At 40.0% G+C, this 20,804-nt stretch carries 24 protein-coding genes and 1 pseudogene; 14 read left to right on the top strand and 11 right to left on the bottom strand.

The features are described from left to right. The first annotated feature begins 9 nt into the window (after positions 1-9). Positions 10-1,087, top strand: a pseudogene (gene acsF, locus AC2D3N_RS10510) (magnesium-protoporphyrin IX monomethyl ester (oxidative) cyclase). Positions 1,088-1,148: 61 nt separating this feature from the next. Here the strand turns inward: acsF and hetL are convergent. The 3 genes from hetL to AC2D3N_RS10525 all read right to left on the bottom strand — a co-directional run bounded on the left by hetL (position 1,149) and on the right by AC2D3N_RS10525 (position 3,942). Continuing rightward, positions 1,149-1,892, bottom strand: a complete 744-nt coding sequence (gene hetL / locus AC2D3N_RS10515) for a heterocyst differentiation pentapeptide repeat protein HetL (protein ID WP_079679278.1) — start codon at positions 1,890-1,892, stop codon at positions 1,149-1,151. Positions 1,893-1,928: 36 nt separating this feature from the next. Next, positions 1,929-2,300 carry an ArsR/SmtB family transcription factor gene (locus AC2D3N_RS10520; protein WP_234996689.1) on the bottom strand — a complete coding sequence of 124 codons (372 nt, stop codon included), beginning with the start codon at positions 2,298-2,300 and terminating at the stop codon, positions 1,929-1,931. A gap of 217 nt (positions 2,301-2,517) precedes the next feature. After that, entirely contained in the window at positions 2,518-3,942 is a 1,425-nt protein-coding gene (locus AC2D3N_RS10525; protein ID WP_484693566.1) for an MFS transporter, read from the bottom strand. A 117-nt stretch (positions 3,943-4,059) separates the two neighbouring features. On the opposite strand from AC2D3N_RS10525, the gene AC2D3N_RS10530 reads away from it, so the two are divergent. The 3 genes from AC2D3N_RS10530 to AC2D3N_RS10540 all read left to right on the top strand — a co-directional run bounded on the left by AC2D3N_RS10530 (position 4,060) and on the right by AC2D3N_RS10540 (position 7,497). Beyond that, positions 4,060-4,662, top strand: a complete 603-nt coding sequence (locus tag AC2D3N_RS10530; RefSeq protein ID WP_484693567.1) for a DUF1517 domain-containing protein — start codon at positions 4,060-4,062, stop codon at positions 4,660-4,662. 76 nt (positions 4,663-4,738) lie between these two features. Next, positions 4,739-5,620, top strand: a complete 882-nt coding sequence (locus tag AC2D3N_RS10535) for a hypothetical protein (protein ID WP_484693568.1) — start codon at positions 4,739-4,741, stop codon at positions 5,618-5,620. Between the two features lie 107 nt (positions 5,621-5,727). Next, positions 5,728-7,497: a PmeII family type II restriction endonuclease gene (locus tag AC2D3N_RS10540; protein ID WP_484693569.1), complete on the top strand. Its 1,770-nt coding sequence runs from the start codon at positions 5,728-5,730 to the stop codon at positions 7,495-7,497. Positions 7,498-7,527: 30 nt separating this feature from the next. On the opposite strand, the gene AC2D3N_RS10545 is transcribed toward AC2D3N_RS10540, so the two are convergent. The 4 genes from AC2D3N_RS10545 to psbN all read right to left on the bottom strand — a co-directional run bounded on the left by AC2D3N_RS10545 (position 7,528) and on the right by psbN (position 10,529). Further along, positions 7,528-8,076, bottom strand: a complete 549-nt coding sequence (locus AC2D3N_RS10545) for a DUF3747 domain-containing protein (protein ID WP_484693570.1) — start codon at positions 8,074-8,076, stop codon at positions 7,528-7,530. A gap of 48 nt (positions 8,077-8,124) precedes the next feature. Continuing rightward, on the bottom strand, positions 8,125-9,036 hold the full coding sequence (locus AC2D3N_RS10550; protein WP_079679273.1) for an MBL fold metallo-hydrolase: 912 nt from the start codon (positions 9,034-9,036) through the stop codon (positions 8,125-8,127). Between the two features lies 1 nt (position 9,037). Continuing rightward, positions 9,038-10,138, bottom strand: coding sequence for a chorismate synthase (aroC, locus tag AC2D3N_RS10555; RefSeq protein WP_484693571.1), 1,101 nt, complete (start codon positions 10,136-10,138; stop codon positions 9,038-9,040). Between the two features lie 259 nt (positions 10,139-10,397). Further along, the gene (gene psbN, locus AC2D3N_RS10560; protein WP_079679270.1) at positions 10,398-10,529 is read right to left on the bottom strand and encodes a photosystem II reaction center protein PsbN; all 132 of its coding nucleotides are present in this window, start codon (positions 10,527-10,529) and stop codon (positions 10,398-10,400) included. Positions 10,530-10,760: 231 nt separating this feature from the next. Here psbN and psbH point away from each other — a divergent pair, with 231 nt between their 5' ends. The 4 genes from psbH to AC2D3N_RS10580 all read left to right on the top strand — a co-directional run bounded on the left by psbH (position 10,761) and on the right by AC2D3N_RS10580 (position 12,373). Continuing rightward, the gene (gene psbH, locus AC2D3N_RS10565; RefSeq protein ID WP_042151338.1) at positions 10,761-10,964 is read left to right on the top strand and encodes a photosystem II reaction center phosphoprotein PsbH; all 204 of its coding nucleotides are present in this window, start codon (positions 10,761-10,763) and stop codon (positions 10,962-10,964) included. Between the two features lie 188 nt (positions 10,965-11,152). Then, on the top strand, positions 11,153-11,416 hold the full coding sequence (locus tag AC2D3N_RS10570; protein ID WP_484693572.1) for a TatA/E family twin arginine-targeting protein translocase: 264 nt from the start codon (positions 11,153-11,155) through the stop codon (positions 11,414-11,416). Between the two features lie 49 nt (positions 11,417-11,465). Continuing rightward, positions 11,466-12,110 carry an aminoacyl-tRNA hydrolase gene (gene pth, locus AC2D3N_RS10575; RefSeq protein WP_484693573.1) on the top strand — a complete coding sequence of 215 codons (645 nt, stop codon included), beginning with the start codon at positions 11,466-11,468 and terminating at the stop codon, positions 12,108-12,110. Then, positions 12,107-12,373, top strand: a complete 267-nt coding sequence (locus AC2D3N_RS10580) for a DUF3146 family protein (protein WP_083622532.1) — start codon at positions 12,107-12,109, stop codon at positions 12,371-12,373. The genes pth and AC2D3N_RS10580 overlap by 4 nt, the downstream gene beginning before the upstream one ends. Before the next feature lie 146 nt (positions 12,374-12,519). On the opposite strand, the gene AC2D3N_RS10585 is transcribed toward AC2D3N_RS10580, so the two are convergent. Genes AC2D3N_RS10585 through AC2D3N_RS10600 form a run of 4 tightly spaced genes read right to left on the bottom strand, consistent with a single transcriptional unit; the run spans position 12,520 to position 16,694 of the window. Beyond that, positions 12,520-13,563: a CBS domain-containing protein gene (locus AC2D3N_RS10585; RefSeq protein WP_484693574.1), complete on the bottom strand. Its 1,044-nt coding sequence runs from the start codon at positions 13,561-13,563 to the stop codon at positions 12,520-12,522. Between the two features lie 22 nt (positions 13,564-13,585). Then, positions 13,586-14,668, bottom strand: a complete 1,083-nt coding sequence (locus tag AC2D3N_RS10590; protein ID WP_484693575.1) for a CBS domain-containing protein — start codon at positions 14,666-14,668, stop codon at positions 13,586-13,588. Further along, positions 14,668-16,080 carry a KAP family P-loop NTPase fold protein gene (locus tag AC2D3N_RS10595; protein ID WP_484693576.1) on the bottom strand — a complete coding sequence of 471 codons (1,413 nt, stop codon included), beginning with the start codon at positions 16,078-16,080 and terminating at the stop codon, positions 14,668-14,670. The genes AC2D3N_RS10590 and AC2D3N_RS10595 overlap by 1 nt, the downstream gene beginning before the upstream one ends. A gap of 26 nt (positions 16,081-16,106) precedes the next feature. Continuing rightward, complete coding sequence (locus AC2D3N_RS10600) at positions 16,107-16,694, bottom strand: adenylate kinase (protein WP_484693577.1); 588 nt, start codon at positions 16,692-16,694, stop codon at positions 16,107-16,109. Between the two features lie 176 nt (positions 16,695-16,870). On the opposite strand from AC2D3N_RS10600, the gene AC2D3N_RS10605 reads away from it, so the two are divergent. From AC2D3N_RS10605 to yidC, 6 genes are all read left to right on the top strand, one after another. Next, positions 16,871-17,380 (top strand): helix-turn-helix domain-containing protein, encoded by a 510-nt coding sequence (locus AC2D3N_RS10605; RefSeq protein ID WP_484693578.1) that lies wholly within the window; start codon positions 16,871-16,873, stop codon positions 17,378-17,380. Between the two features lie 474 nt (positions 17,381-17,854). After that, complete coding sequence (locus AC2D3N_RS10610; protein WP_079677969.1) at positions 17,855-18,370, top strand: DUF2808 domain-containing protein; 516 nt, start codon at positions 17,855-17,857, stop codon at positions 18,368-18,370. A 116-nt stretch (positions 18,371-18,486) separates the two neighbouring features. Beyond that, a complete protein-coding gene (gene rpmH / locus AC2D3N_RS10615; protein ID WP_071782564.1) occupies positions 18,487-18,624 on the top strand; it encodes a 50S ribosomal protein L34 in 138 nt (45 codons plus the stop codon). 109 nt (positions 18,625-18,733) lie between these two features. Beyond that, positions 18,734-19,138 carry a ribonuclease P protein component gene (gene rnpA, locus AC2D3N_RS10620; protein WP_484693579.1) on the top strand — a complete coding sequence of 135 codons (405 nt, stop codon included), beginning with the start codon at positions 18,734-18,736 and terminating at the stop codon, positions 19,136-19,138. Continuing rightward, positions 19,110-19,502, top strand: coding sequence for a PH domain-containing protein (locus AC2D3N_RS10625; protein ID WP_079677591.1), 393 nt, complete (start codon positions 19,110-19,112; stop codon positions 19,500-19,502). Before rnpA ends, AC2D3N_RS10625 begins: the two co-directional genes overlap by 29 nt. A gap of 145 nt (positions 19,503-19,647) precedes the next feature. Next, a complete protein-coding gene (gene yidC, locus AC2D3N_RS10630; protein ID WP_484693580.1) occupies positions 19,648-20,802 on the top strand; it encodes a membrane protein insertase YidC in 1,155 nt (384 codons plus the stop codon). Positions 20,803-20,804 lie beyond the last annotated feature (2 nt).

Consider the following 20,804-nt stretch of genomic DNA (forward strand, 5'->3'; position numbering starts at 1 on the left):
ATCGCAGCGATGGTAAACACTATCCAAAACCCCGAAACTCAAGGACTGCGGCCCGGGATTAAAAATCCGGTTCAAGAGACATTGCTGACCCCTCGCTTCTACACAACGGACTTTGACGCGATGGCGAATATCAATTTATCCACTTGTGAGGAGGAATTTTCGGCGGTTTTACAGGAGTTGCGGGCGGACTATAACCGCCATCATTTTGTACGGGATGAACAATTTGACCAAAGTTGGGAACAAATTGATGAGAGAAACCCGCTTGGCGTTTGTTGACTTTTTAGAACGGTCTTGTACTTCTGAATTTTCTGGATTTTTATTATTTAAAGAGTTATCACGTCAACTGAAAAATCGCAACCCTTTATTATCAGAAGCGTTTCATTTATTAGCCAGAGATGAAGCCCGTCATGCGGGGTTTATTAATAAGGCGATGTCAGATTTTAATTTATCGTTAGACTTAGGCTATTTAACTAAAAACCGGACTTATACTTTCTTTAAACCCGAGTGGATTATTTTCGCGGTTTATTTATCGGAAAAAATTGGTTATTGGCGTTATATTACGGTGTTTCGTCATTTAGAAAACCATCCCGAACATGAATATTATCCTTTATTCCGTTATTTTGAAAATTGGTGTCAGGATGAAAACCGTCATGGTGATTTCTTTAAGGTTTTATTGCGATCGCAGCCCAATATGTGGCAAAGTTGGCAAGGTAGACTGTGGGCACGGTTTTTCCTGTTAACTGTGTTTGCTACCCATACTTTAACCGTTAATGAACGAGAAGATTTCTATGAAACCTTGGGGTTAGATGCTAAGGAATATAATCGTCATGTGGTGCGGAAAACTAATGAAACTTCTTTAAGAGCATTTCCCGAAGTTTTAGATACAGAACACCCAGACTTTTTCCGTCGTTTAGAACAATGTTCTGAGAATAATGTCAAGAATCAAAAAATTGATGCTACCGAAAAACCAAAATGGGTTAAATTCCTATTAAAATTGCCCACAAATTGTTCAACTTTGTGGCATTTACTAAGAATTTATTTAGCTAAACCTATTGATGCAGAAGCATTACGGGCGGAAGTTCATTAATATTTTTGTATAAAAACAGGGTTTTACAATAATTTATAAAACCCTGTTTTTTAATTATAAATTAATCATGAATTGTGCCATCGGGCATCACCGCCCCATGAAGATTAGCGTGGGTTAAAATTGTCCGAGTTAAGTCCGCCCCTTGTAAATTAGCTCTGGATAAATTCGCTCCACTAAAATCGGCATAACTTAAATCGGCATCTTTGAAATTTACGCCACTGAGGTTAGTCTTATAGCTTTGTTCAGAGCTTAAAACCCCTAACCCTGAAACTCCAAAAATGGCATGACAGAGTTTAGCTTTTTCAAAGTTAGCCTGTTCTAAAATTGCTCCACTAAAATTAGCATAACTCAAATCAGCTTCCACTAGAATTGCATCAGTTAAATCCGTTTGTTGATTCTGGTTAGGGCGAAAATTAGCTTCAAAAATAATAGCTTGGGAAAGGTTGGCATTTTTTAAATTACATCCCGATAAACACGCTTTGATGAGTTTAGTTTCTTCTAAGGATGTGTGAATCAGTTTTGCTCCGGTTAAATCGGCTTCTCGTAACTGAGCTTGATATAAATTCGCTTCGCTTAAATCAGCCCCCCAAAGAATGGTTTCACTGAGGTTAGCATGAAATAAATTAGCTTGAGAAAGCTTAGCTTTTCCTAATCTTGCTTCTCGCAAATCGGCATAACTTAAATTGGCTCGGGTTAGGTTTAAATTAACTAAATTCGCTTCTTGTAAATCAACATAAGATAGGTCAATATCGGGAAAATTCCGCTCGGCGGCGGCATATCTGCGGAGAAATTCATCAACATTCATGATAATATTAAGTTAAATCAAGGATTAAAAAATAAACTAAACAGCAGATTTAACCGCTCGAAGTTGTTCTAACTGTTGGTTTTGTTGCTGCATTTGAACCACTAAAGATTCACAGACTAAATCACAAACTTCAAATAAAAGGGGATTAGCAATTTCATAGTAAACGCTGACACCTTGTTGGGTGCGGGTAACAATTCCTGCCTGGGCTAGTAGTTTTAAATGTTTAGAAACATTCGCCTGTCCTAACCCGGTGGCTTCAATAATTTGGGTGACATTTTTAGCCCCAGATTTTAGGCAGCAAATAATTTGTAATCGACTGACTTCTGATAACACTTTAAAAAAGTCTGCCATTAATGCTAGGGCGGCGGGAGATAATTGTAAATAATCGCAGTTTGAAGTCGATTGCATGGATTTTAGACTGGGGTGGGTGATGGGCAGTAGGACTGAATCGGATTATTAATATTACTTGTCTATTATATTACCACATTATCTAATCATTTAGGGAATGGGGAATGGGGAATGGGGAATGGGGAATGGGGAATGGGGAACAGACAGGAAAAGAGTTCTCTGTGCCCGGTTTTAGCATTAGTCTCTGGGCGACTGCTATAATATCTCTAATTGGGTTTTAATTGAGATTTTTGGTGCGTTTTTTCTCGCTCAGTCGCAGTAAAATATCGGTGTGAGCCTCTTTTGTAATCGGATATAAAAAAGTAAAAATCATCCCAATTATGAGAACAAGGGTGGGTAAGGGGCCAATAGCAAACCGGACGGCTAACAGGGCTGAGTCTGGTTGAATGGGGGCGGGTTGACCGGGAACTGTAGAAAGAAATCCAGCAAAACTTAAGGCTTGTCCGACCAAAAATAACCCCACGGCTAACCCAATTTTTTGCAATAAAACCATAAAAGAATAGAAGACTCCTTCTCGTCTTTGTCCGGTATTTAATTCATCTAAATCGATGACATCAGGAATCATTGACCAGGGAACTAAATAGGCCGTTGAGACCCCACATCCAGCTAAAATTGCCAGAATATACATTAATCCAACCTGTCCGGGTTGGAGGAAAAACAAACCCGCTTGGGCAATAATCCACACCCCCATTCCCATAAAATAAACTGACTTTTTCCCATAGCGTTTACTAACAGAACTCCAGACAAATAACATCACTAAAGCGGTTCCCTGAACTGCGATTGCCACCTGGGGAAAAGCTGCTTCCGGCATCTGCATCCAATTGACTACAAAATAAGGTAAAATTGAAGCGGTGAGTTGAACTCCTAACCAGGAACAAAGATAAATTCCAATCACCAATAAAAAAGGCCGATTACTCAAGGCAATTTTGATTTGTTCTGCCAGGGGAATACTATCGGAATTATCCTGACTATCTGCGACTGAATTTCCCGACCATACCCGCTTTCGAGTTCCCAAGAAACACCAAAATATGGGAAGAACTGATAGAATCGCACAAACTGCCCCTAAAACTAAATATTTTTGATAGGGAGAATCAGGAAATAAACTAAAAATAATTTGTGCTAAAATCAAGGAGAAAATACTACCACTGATGGAAAAAGAAAAGCGAAAACTATTGAGACTGGTGCGTTCATTATAGTCCGATGTTAATTCGGGAGTTAGGGCAGTGTAAGGTAAATTAACGGCGGTGTAAGCGGTATTAAATAAAATCCCAATAATCACATAATACCCAAACAAAAACCATTGATTATTACTCGGAACAATCCACTGTAAAAAAAACAGAATCCCAAAGGGAATTGCACCAAAAACCATCCAAGGATAACGTCTTCCCCAAGGATGAACCGTGCGATCACTTAATACTCCCACAATCGGATCATTAATCGCATCCCAAATTTTTCCCACCATTAATACACTTCCGGCTAATCCAGCAGGTAAACCCGCAACATTAGTCAGAAAAACCAAAACAAAAAATACAGAAATATTAGCGGTAATTGCCGGGCCTAAATCCCCCGCACCAAAGGCTAATTTAGTTGATAAATTTAGCTTTTCTCGAGGAGAAACCGTTGGAGAAGGAGTGGAGTTCATCTGTATTGATATTAAAGAGTATTGCCAACTTAGAACCAAAACCCGATGGCTAACAACAGGATAGCTTAAAACGATATGCTGATTAAATACCAATAATCATTCAGGAGTAATGTAATTATGGCTGCTCTAGGCGATCGCTTTAATCGGATGATGGGGAAAACCCGATTTGTCGTTAGTCGTTTGTTTCTGCATTTGGGAGGAGATCAGGTCGCGCCCCTGCTGGGAATACTTAACCAAGCCGCCAGGGACGTGATTGATGCTGAGGGGGATTTACCAGTCACAGGAGAAGCCTTAGTAGAAGTCTGCCAAGGTCTGCTTCAGTATGACACCTATTGGCTCTCAGGCTCCAATGAAGGGGATGTGGTCTGGAGTGAGGGCGAGGCGGCGGACTACTTTAACGAACTGTTCACGGATTCGGGCCAACGGTATTTGAGTCAACCGGATTTTTCTCAACCCCTAGATGAAAGTTCATACCTATCTTTACCCATTACCCACAATTTAATTGTGATGATTACCATAGTTAGTGAAGGAGAAGTTCCCGATTTAGAAACTGATTTAGCCAGTTTGGAAGCCATGAATCGGGGGTTAAAAACATTAATTAATCTGCATTATCAACACCGACTCCGAGGGATTCAAGTGCATTTTTCCCCGGCTGTTTTAGGAGATGAATTAACCAACGACCAATTATTAGAGAACTTTCCCGAACTGATTCCCCTTTAGGGAATATTATCGGTTGATCTGGAAGTTAAAAAATAGTTACCAATTGAGGATTTTTTTGTTACAATAGGAGACACAAATGTTGACAAAAGTGAATGGATTTATGTGGAAAAAAATTTTAATTCTGTTGATTTCGGTAACGTTTTGTTGGACAACGGTTGCCTGTGGGTCTGCCACAACTTCATCGATTCCCCAACAATCCACTCGCACCACGTCGGCGCCCCAAAATCAAGTGATGGAGGGTAAATATCCGGTTCAGCAAGCCCAATATAATGACGTCGATGGGGAGTATACCCTGATGTTATTAAATACTCCGGCGGGGAAATCTGCCACCTATCGGACGACGGATTTGCAAATGGCGCAGTTAAGCGATGAACAAATTAAAGCCGGAGAAAAAAGCACCTTAAATATTACCAATGGTCAACCCATTTTGTATTTAACCGAAGACTTTCGGATTGAATATGTTCATAATGTTACCGAAACTCAAACCAACCCCGCCACGGGTCAACCGCAAACCGTTGTCGTGCGACAAGAATCGAGTTTCTGGACACCCTTTGCCGCCTCTTTCGCCGGAAGTGCGATCGCCAATAGCTTATTTGCCCCCCGCTATTATGTCCCTCCAATGTATCAACCCGGCGGTGTGATGACCGGATATGGCGGTTACGGTTCCAATTATAATCAAGCCGTCAACGACTATCGGACTCGATACAATAGCCCCCCAGCGGCGGTAAAAAATAGCACCACCCTCCGCACCACCGGAAATATTCGCAACTCCAACCGGAATTCCTCCGTCAACCGTCCCAACTCCCCCAATTCCAGCCGTTCAACGGGTTCGGGGTTCGGAGCAACGGATTTACGCACCTCCCCGAATAAAGGTTCAACTCAACAACGCAAATCCAGTTTCGGCAGTGGTTCCCGCAGTCGTTCCTCCTCTGGCAGTGGCAGCAGAAGACGCCGTTAAACCGTAGTGAGCCCTTCAGGGCTCTTTCTTTCAACAATTTGATTCGAGATCACTACAACTGATAGAGTTTGATTGGGAAAAAGCGATCGCTTCTTTGGAGAGTTACATTGAGTATTCACCCCCCAGAATTAAAACTAATATCAAATCCCAATCAGCAGGAAATAATTACCTCTGAAAAAGATTGGCACAACACAATTATTTTAGGTGATTGCTCAAAAGTTTTGCAGCAAATTCCTTCTAATATAGCCGATCTGATTGTAACATCTCCTCCCTATGCAGATAGCAGGAAGAAAACCTATGGCGGGATTAATCCAGATAATTATGTCCAATGGTTTCTTCCTATTTCTCTGGAATTGTACAGAGTTTTAAAAGAAGATGGAACCTTTATTATTAATATCAAAGAAAAAGTTGTTAATGGAGAAAGGCATAACTACGTTATTAAGTTAATTTTAGAAATGCAACAACAAGGATGGTTATGGACTGAAGAATATATTTGGCATAAAAAGAATAGCTATCCTGGTAAATGGCCTAATCGTTTTCGTGATGCTTGGGAACGTTGTCTACAGTTCAATAAGCAGAAAAAATTCAAGATGTATCAAGAAAGGGTTATGGTTCCTATGGGAGATTGGGCTAAAACTCGCTTAAAAAATTTGAGTGAAATTGATCAGATACGGGATAATTCTAAGGTCGAAAGTGGATTTGGCAAAAATGTATCTAATTGGTTGGGACGGACAATGGCTTATCCTACCAATGTTTTACATTTAGCAACGGAATGCAGCAATAAAAATCACAGCGCTACATTTCCTAAATCTCTGCCTTCATGGTTTATTCAATTATTTACAGAACCAGGGGATACAGTTTTTGATCCCTTTTTGGGTTCGGGAACTACTGCGATGGTAGCGAAAGAGTTAGGTAGACATTATATTGGTATTGAGATTAAAGAAGAATATTATCATGGGGCTTTAATTAATATAGAAAAAACCCTATTTAATTGTCAAAATCAAAGTTTTACTGGGATTAATCAACCACAAGAAGTTAATAATTTAGCCATGAGCGAATCGAATCATCAAATTTATTCTAAATATCTAATTGAGAATGTTTTGAACCCCTTCTACGACAAACGGTTTGAAAAGTTGAGACAACTTCAGATTAGAGATATTATTAAGCGTAAAAATCCTTATTTATTTAAGGCTAAAAATATTGAATTGGCGGGAGAATTTGTCAAAAGTATTGTTGATGCTTTTCTATCTTCCCAAGAAGAAACGATTTTCGGAAATTTATTAGAAGGTTTTGCTATATATATCTCAGAAACACTATACGGAGGAGTTAAATCAACGCTTAATAGTGTTGATCTGGAATTTGAGAGAGGAGGAATTTATTATATCGTTGGGATTAAATCAGGAATAAGCTGGGGAAATTCCGATCAAATTAATCGAATGAAAGATAACTTTAAAAAAGCCAGAATAATTTTAAGAGACCGAGGAATAACTCAGGAAATTGTGGCTGTAAATGGTTGTATGTATGGAAAAGATAAAAACCCTTTGAAAGCGGATCAAGATCCAGATAAAGTCTATTTTAAATATGCTGGCCAAGATTTTTGGAATTTTATCTCAGAAGATGATAATTTCTACCAGGAGATGATTGTACCCATTGATATAGAAGCCAAGAAAAAAGATGAAATTTTTAAAGCAACTTATTCTGCTAAAATCAATGAAATGACGCAAGAATTTATGCGTTATTTTATGAAAAATAATCAGATTGACTGGATTAAATTAGTTGATTATGTTTCCAAGCGGGAAGATGTGAAGTTAGAATCAGTAGAAGCCCAGTTGTCTTTAGAATTAGAATTAGAAGAATCCTTTGATTTAGAGGAATAAGCGATCGCATAACTCCATTTCAACCTTTATTTAAAAGGCAGAAGAATCGCTAGTAAAATAAATATGACCTAAAGTTTTTCCCTGATAAACTCGTTTGGTTAAACGCCAACCGGGTTCTAAAATTATTTTAGCGAAACCACTGGTAAATCCATAGGTTCTACCAATAATAATCGGTGGCGCGTAGGCATCGGCCCGGGACTGGGCAACTAACAAAATATCACTAGGCGTACTTTGAACACTCAAAGCATGGGACAGCACCAAATCCGTTCCAGCCATTCTCACCGAATAACCATTACTATCGGTAGCCCGTCCACAAATCCCAGTAAAATCAAAATTCAGCAGTAACGGATCAACAATCGTGGGCTGACTACCGCTTTCACTCCAACAGGGGCGACTATCCGAGACCTGTTCCACAATGACTAAAGTATGTCCAAAGGCGCGAGGCACAGCGATCGCCACAAATCGATCCTGATCTACCTCTTTTTGGTCAAAATCAACCGCGATCGCATTTAAGCTAAAACTCAGGACTGATATCCCGATTACCAAAGCAACTATAATTGGTTTTAGTGCTGATTTCATATGAATTTGCACCGTCTAATGGTGGCAGGAATTTACTTAATCGATTCTCTAAAATCCCACGGGAACCACTAACCCTTCCCGTGCCATAATTGCTTGGGGAGATATGGCCTGGACTTCCTTTTCTATCTGATCCAAAAAGTCATCGCTATGGCTAGGGTCGTGATGAAAAATGACTACTCGCTTGACTCCGGCAGCTTTAGCCATCTTTACCGCCTCTTGCCAAGTGGAATGTCCCCAACCGATTTTCGGAGATTTAGGATTATGATACTCCTCATCGCTATACATAGCATCGTAGATCAAAATATCGGCATTTTGAGACAGATTTAAGACATTTTCATCCAGACCATCAGGGAGATGTTCGGTATCGGAGCAATAAACCGCCGTGCGTCCCTTCCAAGTCACCCGATATCCCATAGCCGTATTCGGATGGTTCAGTTGTCCGGTTTCAATCAGAATATCATCCAACATCATCGAGTCTCCGGGCTTGAGTGTATAGAATCTCAAGTCACCTTGCAGTCCCGTCAGGGGAACTGGAGAATTAGGATGCAAAATCCGGTCAATAAAATGTTGTTTCATCGACTCCCCATCCGGCGGAATTGCCCCATAAATATGAAAGCAATTGCCCCGCATAAAAGCCGGGGTAAACAGGGGAAATCCTTGAATATGATCCCAGTGGTAGTGCGTAAAGAACATATACGCCTCCACCGGGGCTTCTTTGAGTAAATCATCTCCTAGGAGTCGCAGGCCAGTTCCGCCATCAAAAATCAAGCGTTTACCAGCCACTCGCATTTCCAAACAGGAGGTATTGCCCCCATAACGAATCGTCTCTTTTCCAGGGGTGGGAATACTGCCCCTAACCCCCCAGAACTGGATCACAAAATCCTCGGGTTTAGAGTCGGGAGCAGATAAATTAGAGAGCTTCTGAGGGTTAGCCCCCACAGACGATAGGCTGGTTTCCATTTTATTCTTCAGGCTTCAAAGTTCCACACTGACCATGATGACGCAGCAAATGATCGCACAACACAAGGGCAACCATCGCTTCCACCATTGGCACAGCCCGAGGTAAAACACAAGGGTCATGCCGTCCTTTCGCCGATAACAACGTTTCCTCTCCCTCCTGGGTGACGGTGCGTTGCTCCTTCCGAATTGTAGCAGTTGGCTTAAATGCTACTCGGATAATAATATTTTCTCCATTGGAAATGCCACCCTGAATTCCACCCGATCGATTGGTTACGGTTCGGACGCCACCCACAGGATCAATATAAAATTCATCGTTATGTTGACTGCCTGTGAGCAGAGTACCACCAAAGCCAGAGCCAATTTCAAATCCTTTACTCGCGGGTAAGGACATTACGCCTTTCGCTAGATCTGCTTCTAGTTTATCAAATACTGGAGATCCGAGTCCTAATGGAACATTTCGAGCCACACATTCCACTACTCCCCCAATCGAGTCTCCTTGATCTCGAACCTGTTCAATCCGTTCTATCATGGTTTCGGCACAATTGCCATCGGGACAACGGACAATATTACTTTCTACTTGATCTAGGGTAACGGTATTGGGATCAATCACTCCTTCGATATCTTGAATCCGTTTCACATAACCAATAATTTCTACCCCGGCGTATTGTTTAAGGATTTGTTTGGCGATCGCCCCGGCAGCCACCCGTCCAATGGTTTCTCTGGCCGAAGATCTTCCCCCCCCTTGCCAATTTCTAATCCCATATTTCGCATCATAGGTGGCATCGGCATGGGAAGGGCGATATTTTACCGCCATATCACTGTAATCTTGGGGGCGAGTATCCTGGTTTCGTACCATAATCATAATCGGGGTTCCCAAGGTTTGCCCCTCAAACACGCCACTGAGGATATCGCAGGTATCGGTTTCTTTGCGAGGAGTGGTAATCTTGCTTTGTCCGGGGCGACGTCGATCCAGTTCCGCCTGAATGTCTGTAATATCAAGTTTTAATCGGGGAGGACAACCATCGATCACAACTCCCACCGCCCCACCGTGGGATTCTCCAAAGGTCGTGATCCGAAATAAATGCCCAAATGTGTTGCCCATAATGGTTGTGTTTATTTTGCCAAACTTTCTATTCTACCCCAGACGCGCTATTAAAATCCTCAATTCCCCTCCCCCATTCTCAACTGTTGGGTTTGGAGGGACGCCACCCCTACGATAAAAGATTACAACCTCGTTACCGATTGCTGGTAGGGGCGAGGTCTTCTCGCCCATTGTAGGGGCGAGGTCTTCTCGCCCATATAGTTGCTGTTTATATCTGTATCACAGGTATATTATGCCAAGGCGAGGTTTCCTAGCCCATTTAGTCCTCGTGTTCTTCAAAGGGGTCGCGCAGGTCGGTAGAAGCGGGGCCGAAAGCGGTGTAAATTGCATATCCCGTCAGGGCGATCACAACCACAGCGATAGAAATACTCAGAGTTAATGCGGGTTCCATGATGATTAGTCCCTTGTTATTCGTATGCTTCTATAATAAAATACTCAGAAAACTTAAGACAATTTAACAATTGTTTGGGTACTGGAGCCAGGATATTATGTTTAACCCGAGATGGGGACACCTAAATCGGGTAACATTAGCCTAAGCCTCCCATCTCTTCCCTGGCTTGAAGCGGTGAGAGTGTCCAAAATCCAGAAAAAATTTTGTTGACGTAAAAAATTTAGGTGAACTATGGCACAACGGACTTGGTTAGGAGATTTACTAAGACCTTTAAATTCCGAGTATGGTAAAGTTTCTCCAGGTTGGGGAACTACCTCTTTAATGGCAGTGTTTATGGGTCTGTTTTTCGTGTTTCTGTTAATTATTTTACAGATTTATAATTCCTCACTGCTACTCGAAAATGTGGATGTGAACTGGGCTAATTTAACCCGCTAATCAAGTTTAAAATCCAGTTAATCGTGAACTGTGAGGAGTAATTTAGGCAATGAGTTTTAAGTATAATAACTAAAAATACTTAACTCAAGTCCTAGATTTCTACTTCTGGAAAGTTAAAAATCACAGTTCACGGTTTTCTATTGGTAACAACTATCGATTATTTTTTTGTAATTTAGGAGACTATTTTAGTGAATATATTTGGCATTGGTTTACCCGAAATGGCAGTAATTTTGGTACTGGCACTGTTGATTTTTGGCCCGAAAAAATTGCCAGAAATTGGCAGTAGTTTAGGCAAAGCCCTAAAAGGGTTTCAACAGGCTTCTAAAGAGTTTGAAGATGAATTTAAAAAAGAAGCTCAAAAGTTAGAAGAAACAGCTAAAATCCAGCCAGAAAATAACTCAACTGTCGCATCCACTTCTCAAGAAAATTCCATCAAAAATACCCTTGATTAATTAATGGGTAACATAGAGAAATTAACGTTATTTAGTTATATTAATGATTATGATTACGGAGGTTACACCTGCTAAAATATTAATTGTGCCTCAATTAATAGTGGGTTTAGGAAATCCTGAAAACAAATATGAACAAACCCGACATAATATTGGTTTTGAGGCGATAGATGCTTTAGCCAAGGCTTGGCGAATTCCCGTTTCAGAAAATCGCAAATTTAAAGGTAAATTTGGGGAAGGGGTAACATCTTCTGGCGAAAAAATTAGATTATTAAAGCCTCTGACCTATATGAATTTGTCGGGACAGGCAATTCGGGCTGTCGTTGATTGGTATAAACTTCCTCCGACATCGGTATTAGTGATTTATGATGATATGGATTTACCCCTAGGACGGTTACGACTGCGGTTGTCCGGTTCCGCAGGAGGTCATAATGGGATGAAATCTACGATTTCCCATTTAGGAACCCAAAATTTTCCTCGGTTGCGAATTGGCATTGGTAAACCCAAATCAATGACTGGAACAATGGAACGGGAAACGGTTTCCTATGTTCTGGGAAAATTTTCTGCAACGGAAATGCAAATCATGGAACAAGTTCTAAAATGGGTGGGAGAAGCGATCGATTTAAGTTTGCATCAAGGTGTGGAAAAAGCCATGAGTTTATATAATAATCGCAGTCTTGTTGATAACCCAGAGTGAGTTCTAAAAGTTTACCTGAAACAACAGCGTATGTCAGAATTACGCGACAATCTTGGCACCAGGGTCTACTCGAAGGGGAGGTGAGTGCTGGGGATTATGAGTGGCGATTTCAGTGGCGATTTCGACATACCAAAAAACTCACAATTCAACCGTCCCAAGGACGAGCTTTAATACAAGAACCCCTAGGACGGTTTTTAGAAAAGTATGATTATCAATTAGAACCTGGTGGAGATTATTGCTTTACGGTTCGCGCTCAATTTTAATAGACTCGGCGATTAAAATCGCAGCTACACAAACAAAGTCCGCCTACGCGGACTAATTTTAATCAAAATTCACCAGTATTGTCTCAAGTTAATTCTATCATTTAGGAAGCATTTTTTGAGTTGGTTTGCGTCAATTATCTTGCAGTTTATTCTGGAGTTTCAGGATTTGGCAAACCTGGATTTATATAACGTAGGAAGCCTCGGAAGATATCAGTATAGCTGATTATTCCGTCTAAGGTAAAATTCCCACTATTAGGGTCTTCTGTGCAAACTACAAGAGCCGTAGGTCTATCCTTGGAATTAGGTGGAACAAATGTTTCAATCACCCTAGATGTCACAGTCCCAGGACTTACACTATTCCTCTTATTTAGCGGAAGCATAATATGTTTCAACGGCAATTCTGAGTATAGATCAAAAATTTCATCGTGTAAGAAAGTATTAACAATCACATCATCAACTATTCCTGTCACAAATCTACCATCTGGTGTTGTGATAGGAATATGAGTGAAGTCATTGTCGTTCAAAATCTTTCGGGCTTGGAGCAAATCTTCATCCTCAGTTAATACGATAAGATCCGCTCTTTTCTTAAATAGGCTATTTTGATCTATAGTTGCCATTAAGAACTGTGTACGACTTGGATCTGGATCGTTGATTTCATGCAATACATCCGTGTAAGATATTGTTCCTACAATAAGCTGATTGTGCCCATATACACATAGAGTCCGATATCGTCGAGTAAAATTTTGTCCTTCGGGTTTTACAGGATTGATTAAAGCGTCAAATACATTACCAACTGTACTATTGCCAAGAGAAAGAGTTTTAACAGGTATCGTCATAAGTTGTACAAACTCTGGAATTTGATTAATACGTTTTGCACTAATATCTTTACTAAAGCTTGCTACTGCCAATTTTTCTTGAGGTGTAAGAGGAAATTGGGGCGGATATAGTTCATTAGGAGGAGTGAAAATTTTTACTAAATCTGTTTTGTTAATAACAGTTAATAACTCTCCTCTTGGTTGAACGCTTTGATCAATAGGCTCAATAATGGGGACGTGTCTGATCTTCCGTATATCCATCATAGCATCTAACTTGGCCACTTTGTCAGTTGGCTTTAACCAGTATAATGGTCTATTCTGTGAAAGTCTAGGAAAAACCTGACTAATAAGTGAGTTCATATTATTAATAGACATGATTAAAATCCTCCATTATTGTTTAACTTTGACGGTAAACTTGTACGCGAAATTGTAAAATATCAATTGGAGTTACTACCTTTTTCGGGCAAATTTTTCCTGCCAATTGTTCAATAATAACTACTTCCTTAAATGCCAAATTTAAGCAAGCATTAATACACTCTTGCAACGGTTGACTTTTATCGACCAAACATAATTTAGTTAAAGGTTTCATTATTTCCGATAATGATATACCCATTAAACTAAAATACATCGGATGAGTCAGTGTCGTCACCTGCTTTTTATCAACTATTCCTAGCAAATTGCCATCTTTATCGCAGATAGTTATATGCTCTATCGGCAAATATTTCATCGCAAATCGAGCTTGAGCTAGGGTATCTGATGGTAGTAGAGTATATGGTTGTTCCATACCACTCACTTCCGATAACCCTAAAAAGCGTTCTGCTTTCAATTGACAAAATGCTTGATTAGATTTAATGTGACTTAAGATGCTTTCGGGAGAAGCTACACCATAAACTGTTTCGTCCTCATTGATAATAGGTAAAACTCTGATGGCTGAAGTTGATTTATAGGATTCGACCAATTTATCCATCGCATAAATTAACCTCTGATTTTTAGATGTATAAGGCTTAATTTTTTCTAGTTCAAATACCTCTTTTATCGGCTTTTTTAAACTATTAACTAATTCCTCATTTAATTGTTTGCTAAATTTAGGGGTTTTAATTCTAAACTTAACAGGTACATCTAAAACTGGCGGTGGTAATGATTGTAAAATTGATAAGTCAGTTAGGATACCCGCAAATTTTTTATCCTCATCGACAATAACAATTTCACTTGCATTTTGCACAGTAACTAGAGCTAATGCTTCTGCTACTGTATCTGTGTCTTTCAAGATACAAAAATCATGGGTTATGACTTTCGTATCTTCTAAACTGACTGCATCGCTATTTTCCATATTGACATTGATTTCAAGAGTTGATTCGATAGTTTGAGACTCCGACTTCCTTTTGTTTTCTAGGTTAGAATTTTCTGTTTGTGTTTCTGATAAAAAATCATCAACCCAAATAACAACTTGGTCAAAAATTGACTTAAATTGTTCAAACATTACATATAAGTTACAGATTGAGATAGTTTTTGAATCACTTTCCAGTCATCACTATTTTTTATTTTACCATCTTGATAGTAGGTAACTAGAAAATCTATTAAATTTCGATCTTCTAAGAATTGTGCAAATATTGGATATTTGTTCGTAGACTTGATTAAATTATCTATGCCATTATCTGTTACACCTTCATTTTGCCAAGCAGTGTATATTTGATCTATAAGTTGATGATTGTTAGCTAAACGATCATAAAACTCAGGAAAATTTAACTGGAGTAAAATTATTTTGCAAAATTTATACTTGTTATCAGTATTCCAGTCTATTTTTTTCTTTTCAATTATGCTTCGATGATCGCTGCTTAATCCTGGTTGTGCCAGCTTATCAGCAAGGGTAGAGTTGTGTTTTTTGACAATCTCTTGAATCATATAAAAAGCAGTAATAAATTGCTGCATTTTACGGATATTTGAATTAGTAGCTTGAGAAATCATCCCCCATATTTTTTCATCATTACTATACTGGGCAGTCAAAGAACCTTGAAGCAGTCTATTTTTAACTTCTTCTTGATCTTTATCAGAGAGAAAAAAGTTAAGATTGATGATTTTTTCTATATATTCTCTCCCAGTAATGCCAAGCTCTTTAGGATATCTTTGTCCCACCGCTTGCTCAATAATTCTTTTATCAATTCCAATGACAAAAATACAGTTAGACTGATCTAAATGTAATTTCAAGCATTCTAGGACAGATAAAGCATTTTCTGGTAAGCAACGATCCAAATCATCAATAAATATCATCAATCGGCCATTGTTACCCACATAACTTTTTACTGCTTTTCCAAAGACATCCTCAAATTCATTGATAAATTGATAAGGATTAATGAGGTGAGGGTTTTCACCAGGATTAACTAACATTGCAAGTTGTTTAGCTATGGCTTCGGTATTAATAAAACCTGCTGTTGCACCATTAACATATCCTCTGCCTAAAACGCCAGCTAATTTAAAAGCGCAAACTGAATAAGTTAAAGCGGCTTTTGTAATAGTTTGACGCTCTTTTGGAGAGATACTTTCATCTTCACATATTTGACTAAGAATGGTCTGGATCAGAGCATTTTTGATATCCAGTTTATCGTCATATTTCCAAGCATTAAACCAAACAGTTTTATATTTTGTGTTAGGAGTCGCTAATTTTTCAAAATCCCGTTTCATCCGCGCCATAAGGCTGGTTTTGCCGCTCCCCCAAGAACCAAAAATACCAATGGTAAAAGCTCCTTCTTTATGATCTTGATTTTGTCTCGAAAGTGGTTGTGTAGACTCGATCGCCATATCACACAGTAATTCAGCGTAAATATCATAATTAAGCTCACTGCTAATCCCCGCGCCACCGCGAATGATATTTCTATCGGCTTGATTAAAAGACATAAGTTGTTTACCCCTTGATTTATCAATTAGGACTTAGTGGACTTTTTTACTTCTGACAAAACCTCTTTAATTGCTGATGTCACTGCCTCTTTCGACATAAACCCGTTGATGGTTTCTAGCAACAACCACTCACTATATAAGTTGATTAAAGGTGCAGTTTCTTCCTGAAAAATTTGGATGCGCCGCCGAATAACTTCTGGTGTATCATCTGTACGATTTTCTTTGATAGCCCTCTTTCTCAGTCGCTGAATTAAAACTGAGTCTGGTACGTCAAAATTGATCACGCAATCACAACCTGCCTGATCTAAATCCCTTAATAATTTATCTAACGCCCCTACTTGAGCGACATTCCGAGGAAATCCGTCTAATATCCAACCTGGTTTTGCTTCTTTTTTCGTCAGTTGCTCTTTTACAATATCTAGCACAATGCTATCAGGGACTAATGCCCCTTTATCTATATAAGATTGTGCTTTTTGGCCTATCTCTGTTTTCGCCTTTCGCTCCTCGCGCAGTAGTTCGCCCGTTGAGATATGATGAATCCCGAATTCCTTGGCTACGATCGCAGCTTGAGTACCTTTGCCTGCCCCATTCGGGCCTAAAAATATAATTCGCATACTTTTTATGATTCAACAGTCTATCGCTTTACTCATCAATATCCTAAACGATCGCTCCAAAACTAAAAAGCGGAAAAAGACGGATCTTTTTAACTTTTAGTTACAAGTCGGATCGAGACGGATAAAGTCGGATAAAGTCGGATATAATAACTTCAGTTCTCTCACATACCTGGCTGATGGACATTCGCGAAGTATTGCAATTTGTAGAGCAAGTTGTTTACGCTAAGACAGGCCAACATCTAAATGACTTGCAGCGGCGCATTATCGAGGGAACACTGAAACGACAGAAATATATGGACATTGCAGAAAATTATGGTTGTTCTTTCGGTCATGCTAAGGATGTAGGTTACGAGCTTTTACAAATGTTATCAGATGTCTTTGATGAACCTGTTGATAAATATAATCTTAAATCAGTCTTAGAACGACAGGGAAATTTGAATATTAATTTTGGTAATAATAGTATTAATAGCAATAGTATTGGATACATTAATGTTTGCTTCGATCAGCGTGGTGATACCCCAGATAAAAGTCAGCCTGTAACTCCCGACTTCCAGCAAGGTAAGTATCAAACTAAGATTGAAACAGTTGGTAAGTTACGGCAATTTGGCTTGAGCGATGAGCAAATTGCAGAATTGCTAGGGTTAAGATTAGATGAAGTTAAGCAGGTGGACTCTGATTTTTATTAATATATTATTATTCTATTTATGGAAACTATGGTACATTTAAAAAGATTAAAATTGCTGACAAACAAATCAAGCTGGGAAAACACACGATTGATGTTTCTGTTGAGTTAATACCGAAAATTGGCGATCATAAAGTAAGTTTATTGATTCGGGTAAAAACAAGAGAAACAGAAGGGGGCGGTCATTCTCATCTGTTTACTCGTGACCTAATTACTGCAATTAGCGATCTTAAGCAGGGAATCAATAACTACCATATCTGTAGGATTGATGAGTTGAATTTACAGGTAACGACCGAGAAAGCCCACGACTTAAGGCGTTGGGATGAATCGGTCGTTACCTGTAATTATTGTATGAAAAACCCGAAAAATGCTACAATAGCCCGCGTGTTGGGTCGATGTAAAATTTTAATCCTTTAACCTATTTTTGATATAGTTGCTAAAATTTAAACAAAACTTAATTTTTTTTACAGGAGCCGATATGCGACGACTATTTTCTGCGATATTAATAACGGGTTTAGCCCTGACCAGTTTGGCGAAAATCACCCAAGCCCAGGGTTTACCGGGGATGACTTTGTTGAGTGGCCCCGATAAAACCAATATCTTAAATTATTTTCTCCAAAGCGGACGGTCGGGAGAATGGGATCGTTATAAACTAAGACTTCCGGCTGATAAGTTAAATTTAGCGATCGCCGAAGTTTCCATCACCTATCCCGATTACTATAAAGGCAAAATTGATCCTAAATCAGTAGAAATTCGACTCAAAGATGAAAATGAGTCCATTCCTTTAGAAGATGTGATTTGGGATCAAGAAAACCATATCATCCAAATTTATCCCCGAGAACCAATTCCCGCCGGGACTAAAGTAGAAATCGTTCTCTCTAACGTCAAAAATCCCACCTTTGGGGGCGTCTTCAACTTTAATGCCAATATTCGCTCCCCCGGGGATGTGCCGATGTTGCGTTATGTGGGAACCTGGGTTTTGACAATTGATTAATATTGTAGTTGCGGAGCAGCTTTTTGCACCCGGCATCTAAAGTCCAAAAGATGTGATACACTGAAAAATTGTGACTTTTAATTAACAAATTAACAAAAAGGCACCGGAGGTAAGCAATGGCTCAACAAACCCTGCAAGGAACGAACCGCAAAAAGAAAAGAGTTTCTGGCTTCAGAGTACGAATGCGGACAAAAAACGGTCAAGCAGTTATCAAAGCTCGTCGCAGGAAAGGACGGGCGCGTCTAACGTTTTAATTACTTGATCCCAATTCAAGAAAACCTATTGCTATTCCCACGAACTCATTGCCATCCTGATGATCAAGCTAAAGGAAATTTTGGATTTGTGGGTAGCAGTACCTAATTAATGTTACCGAAAATCAATCGACTCCGGCATCCCAAAGACTTCAAAGCCGTCTATAGCAAAGGACTGCATCGCAAAACCCCTCATTTAACCTTGAGGGCATTACGAGTTCAGCCCCATAGAACAGAACGAAATTTAACCGACTCGTCCTGTGTTCAGCCGACTAGGATGGGGATTTCCATAAGTCAAAAAGTCAGTAAACGGGCTGTGGTTCGGAATCGGATTAAACGTCGAATTAGAGCAGTTTGGCATCAGTTTTTACCCTTGATCTCACCTGGTTGGGACGTTGTGATCGTCGTTAAACCAACGGCCGATCAGTGCAATTATTCAGAAATTCTGCAAGAATTAGAAAAGTTGTTGGTAGAAGCAGAGGTTTTAAATGGGTATACGGGAGGAAAGTTTTTATGAAGGAGGCCCAGCGATCGGCGACCTCATTATCAATCTATTAATAGGACTGACAGTTATTGGCATCCCTCTGGCGATTGGCGCGGTTGTGCGGGCATTATGGCTGCGCTATCGGATCACGAACCGCCGAATCTCTGTGATCGGTGGATGGATGGGACAGGATCGTACCGATATTGTCTATTCGGAAATCATCAAAATCGTGAAGGTTCCCAGAGGACTCGGGACTTGGGGGGATATGGTTGTCACCCTGAAAAATGGGTCTCGTCTGGAACTGCGGGCTGTCCCTCGATTTCGAGAAGCCTATGATTTTATCCTCGATAAAATCTCACCCCAGGCCCAAAAAGCCAGTGCGACAACCAGCCGCTAATCTGGGAAAAGGATGCAGTTTTTTCGGTGTTGAGCCTGAAAGCTGACGGATGGTGTGGGTTGTCGCCAACCTATTAGTCCAGCGTCGGCTGATGGTTCTTAAAATTATATATATTTGACGCAAGCAGTTCAATAAACTCAAAAGAATGGACTTTGGTATCGGGTTTCTTTCCAATAATGTGATGTTGCCGATCCTAGATTTTTTCTACGGGATCGTGCCTAGTTATGGTTTAGCGATTGTGGCGTTAACCTTAGTGGTTCGCTTCGCGCTTTACCCCTTGAATGCGGGTTCCATTCGCAATATGCGGCGAATGAAAGTCACCCAACCGTTGATGAAAGAACGGGTTGATCAAATTCAACAACAGCATAAAGATGACCCCGTGAAACAACGGGAAGAAATGAGCAGAGTCTACAAAGAACTGGGAAACCCCCTAGCTGGATGTTTCCCGCTTCTGATTCAAATGCCGATTCTTTTTGCTCTGTTTGCCACTTTGCGGGGTTCACCCTTTTCTGATGTCAACTACAGCGTAGACCTACAGATTTTACCCCAGGAACAGATAGAACAAATTCAGCCCCAAGCCTACGCCACGAAAGCTCAAAACTATTATTTTGCCGATGGAATTCATACTTCGGTTGTAGCAATGATTCCCAGTGGTAATCGTTTAGGGGTGAACGAAAAGGTACAGGTAGAACTCCAAACCGTTGACGGTAAACCCTTAACATCGGAATTGGAGAAATATCCAGAAGTCAACTTAATCCCTACCTGGAAAATTCTGAAAGGGGAAGATAAGATCCAAGTTGGTGAAAACGGTCAAATCCTGGCCTTAGCTCCTGGAGATGTCACGATTCAAGTTGGTCTGAGGGGATTAGCTTCGGATAAAGGATTTCTGTTTATTGATGCCTTGGGTCGGGTCGGAGCCGTTGATCCCGATGGTAAGATTCATTGGGATATTGTCGGGATGATTCTGGCCTTTGGGGTATCTTTATATCTCAACCAAGTCTTATCAGGACAAGGTTCCAGCAGTGGCAATCCTCAGCAAGATACCATTAATAAAATTACACCTGTACTGTTTAGTGGGATGTTTTTCTTCTTCCCCCTGCCAGCGGGTGTGTTGCTGTATATGCTGATTGCGAATATCTTCCAAACGGTTCAAGCATTTATTTTGTCCCGGGAACCTCTACCCGAACACTTGCAAAAAATTGTGGAAGAATCCAGTAAGACCGCTAAATTAGCAACGGTTGATGGGGAAAGAGAAGCATTACCCTTTGAACCAGGACGTTCTAAGAAAAAGGCTCAATAGTA

Source organism: Planktothrix sp. PLAVEN19ND, from assembly GCF_057220675.1.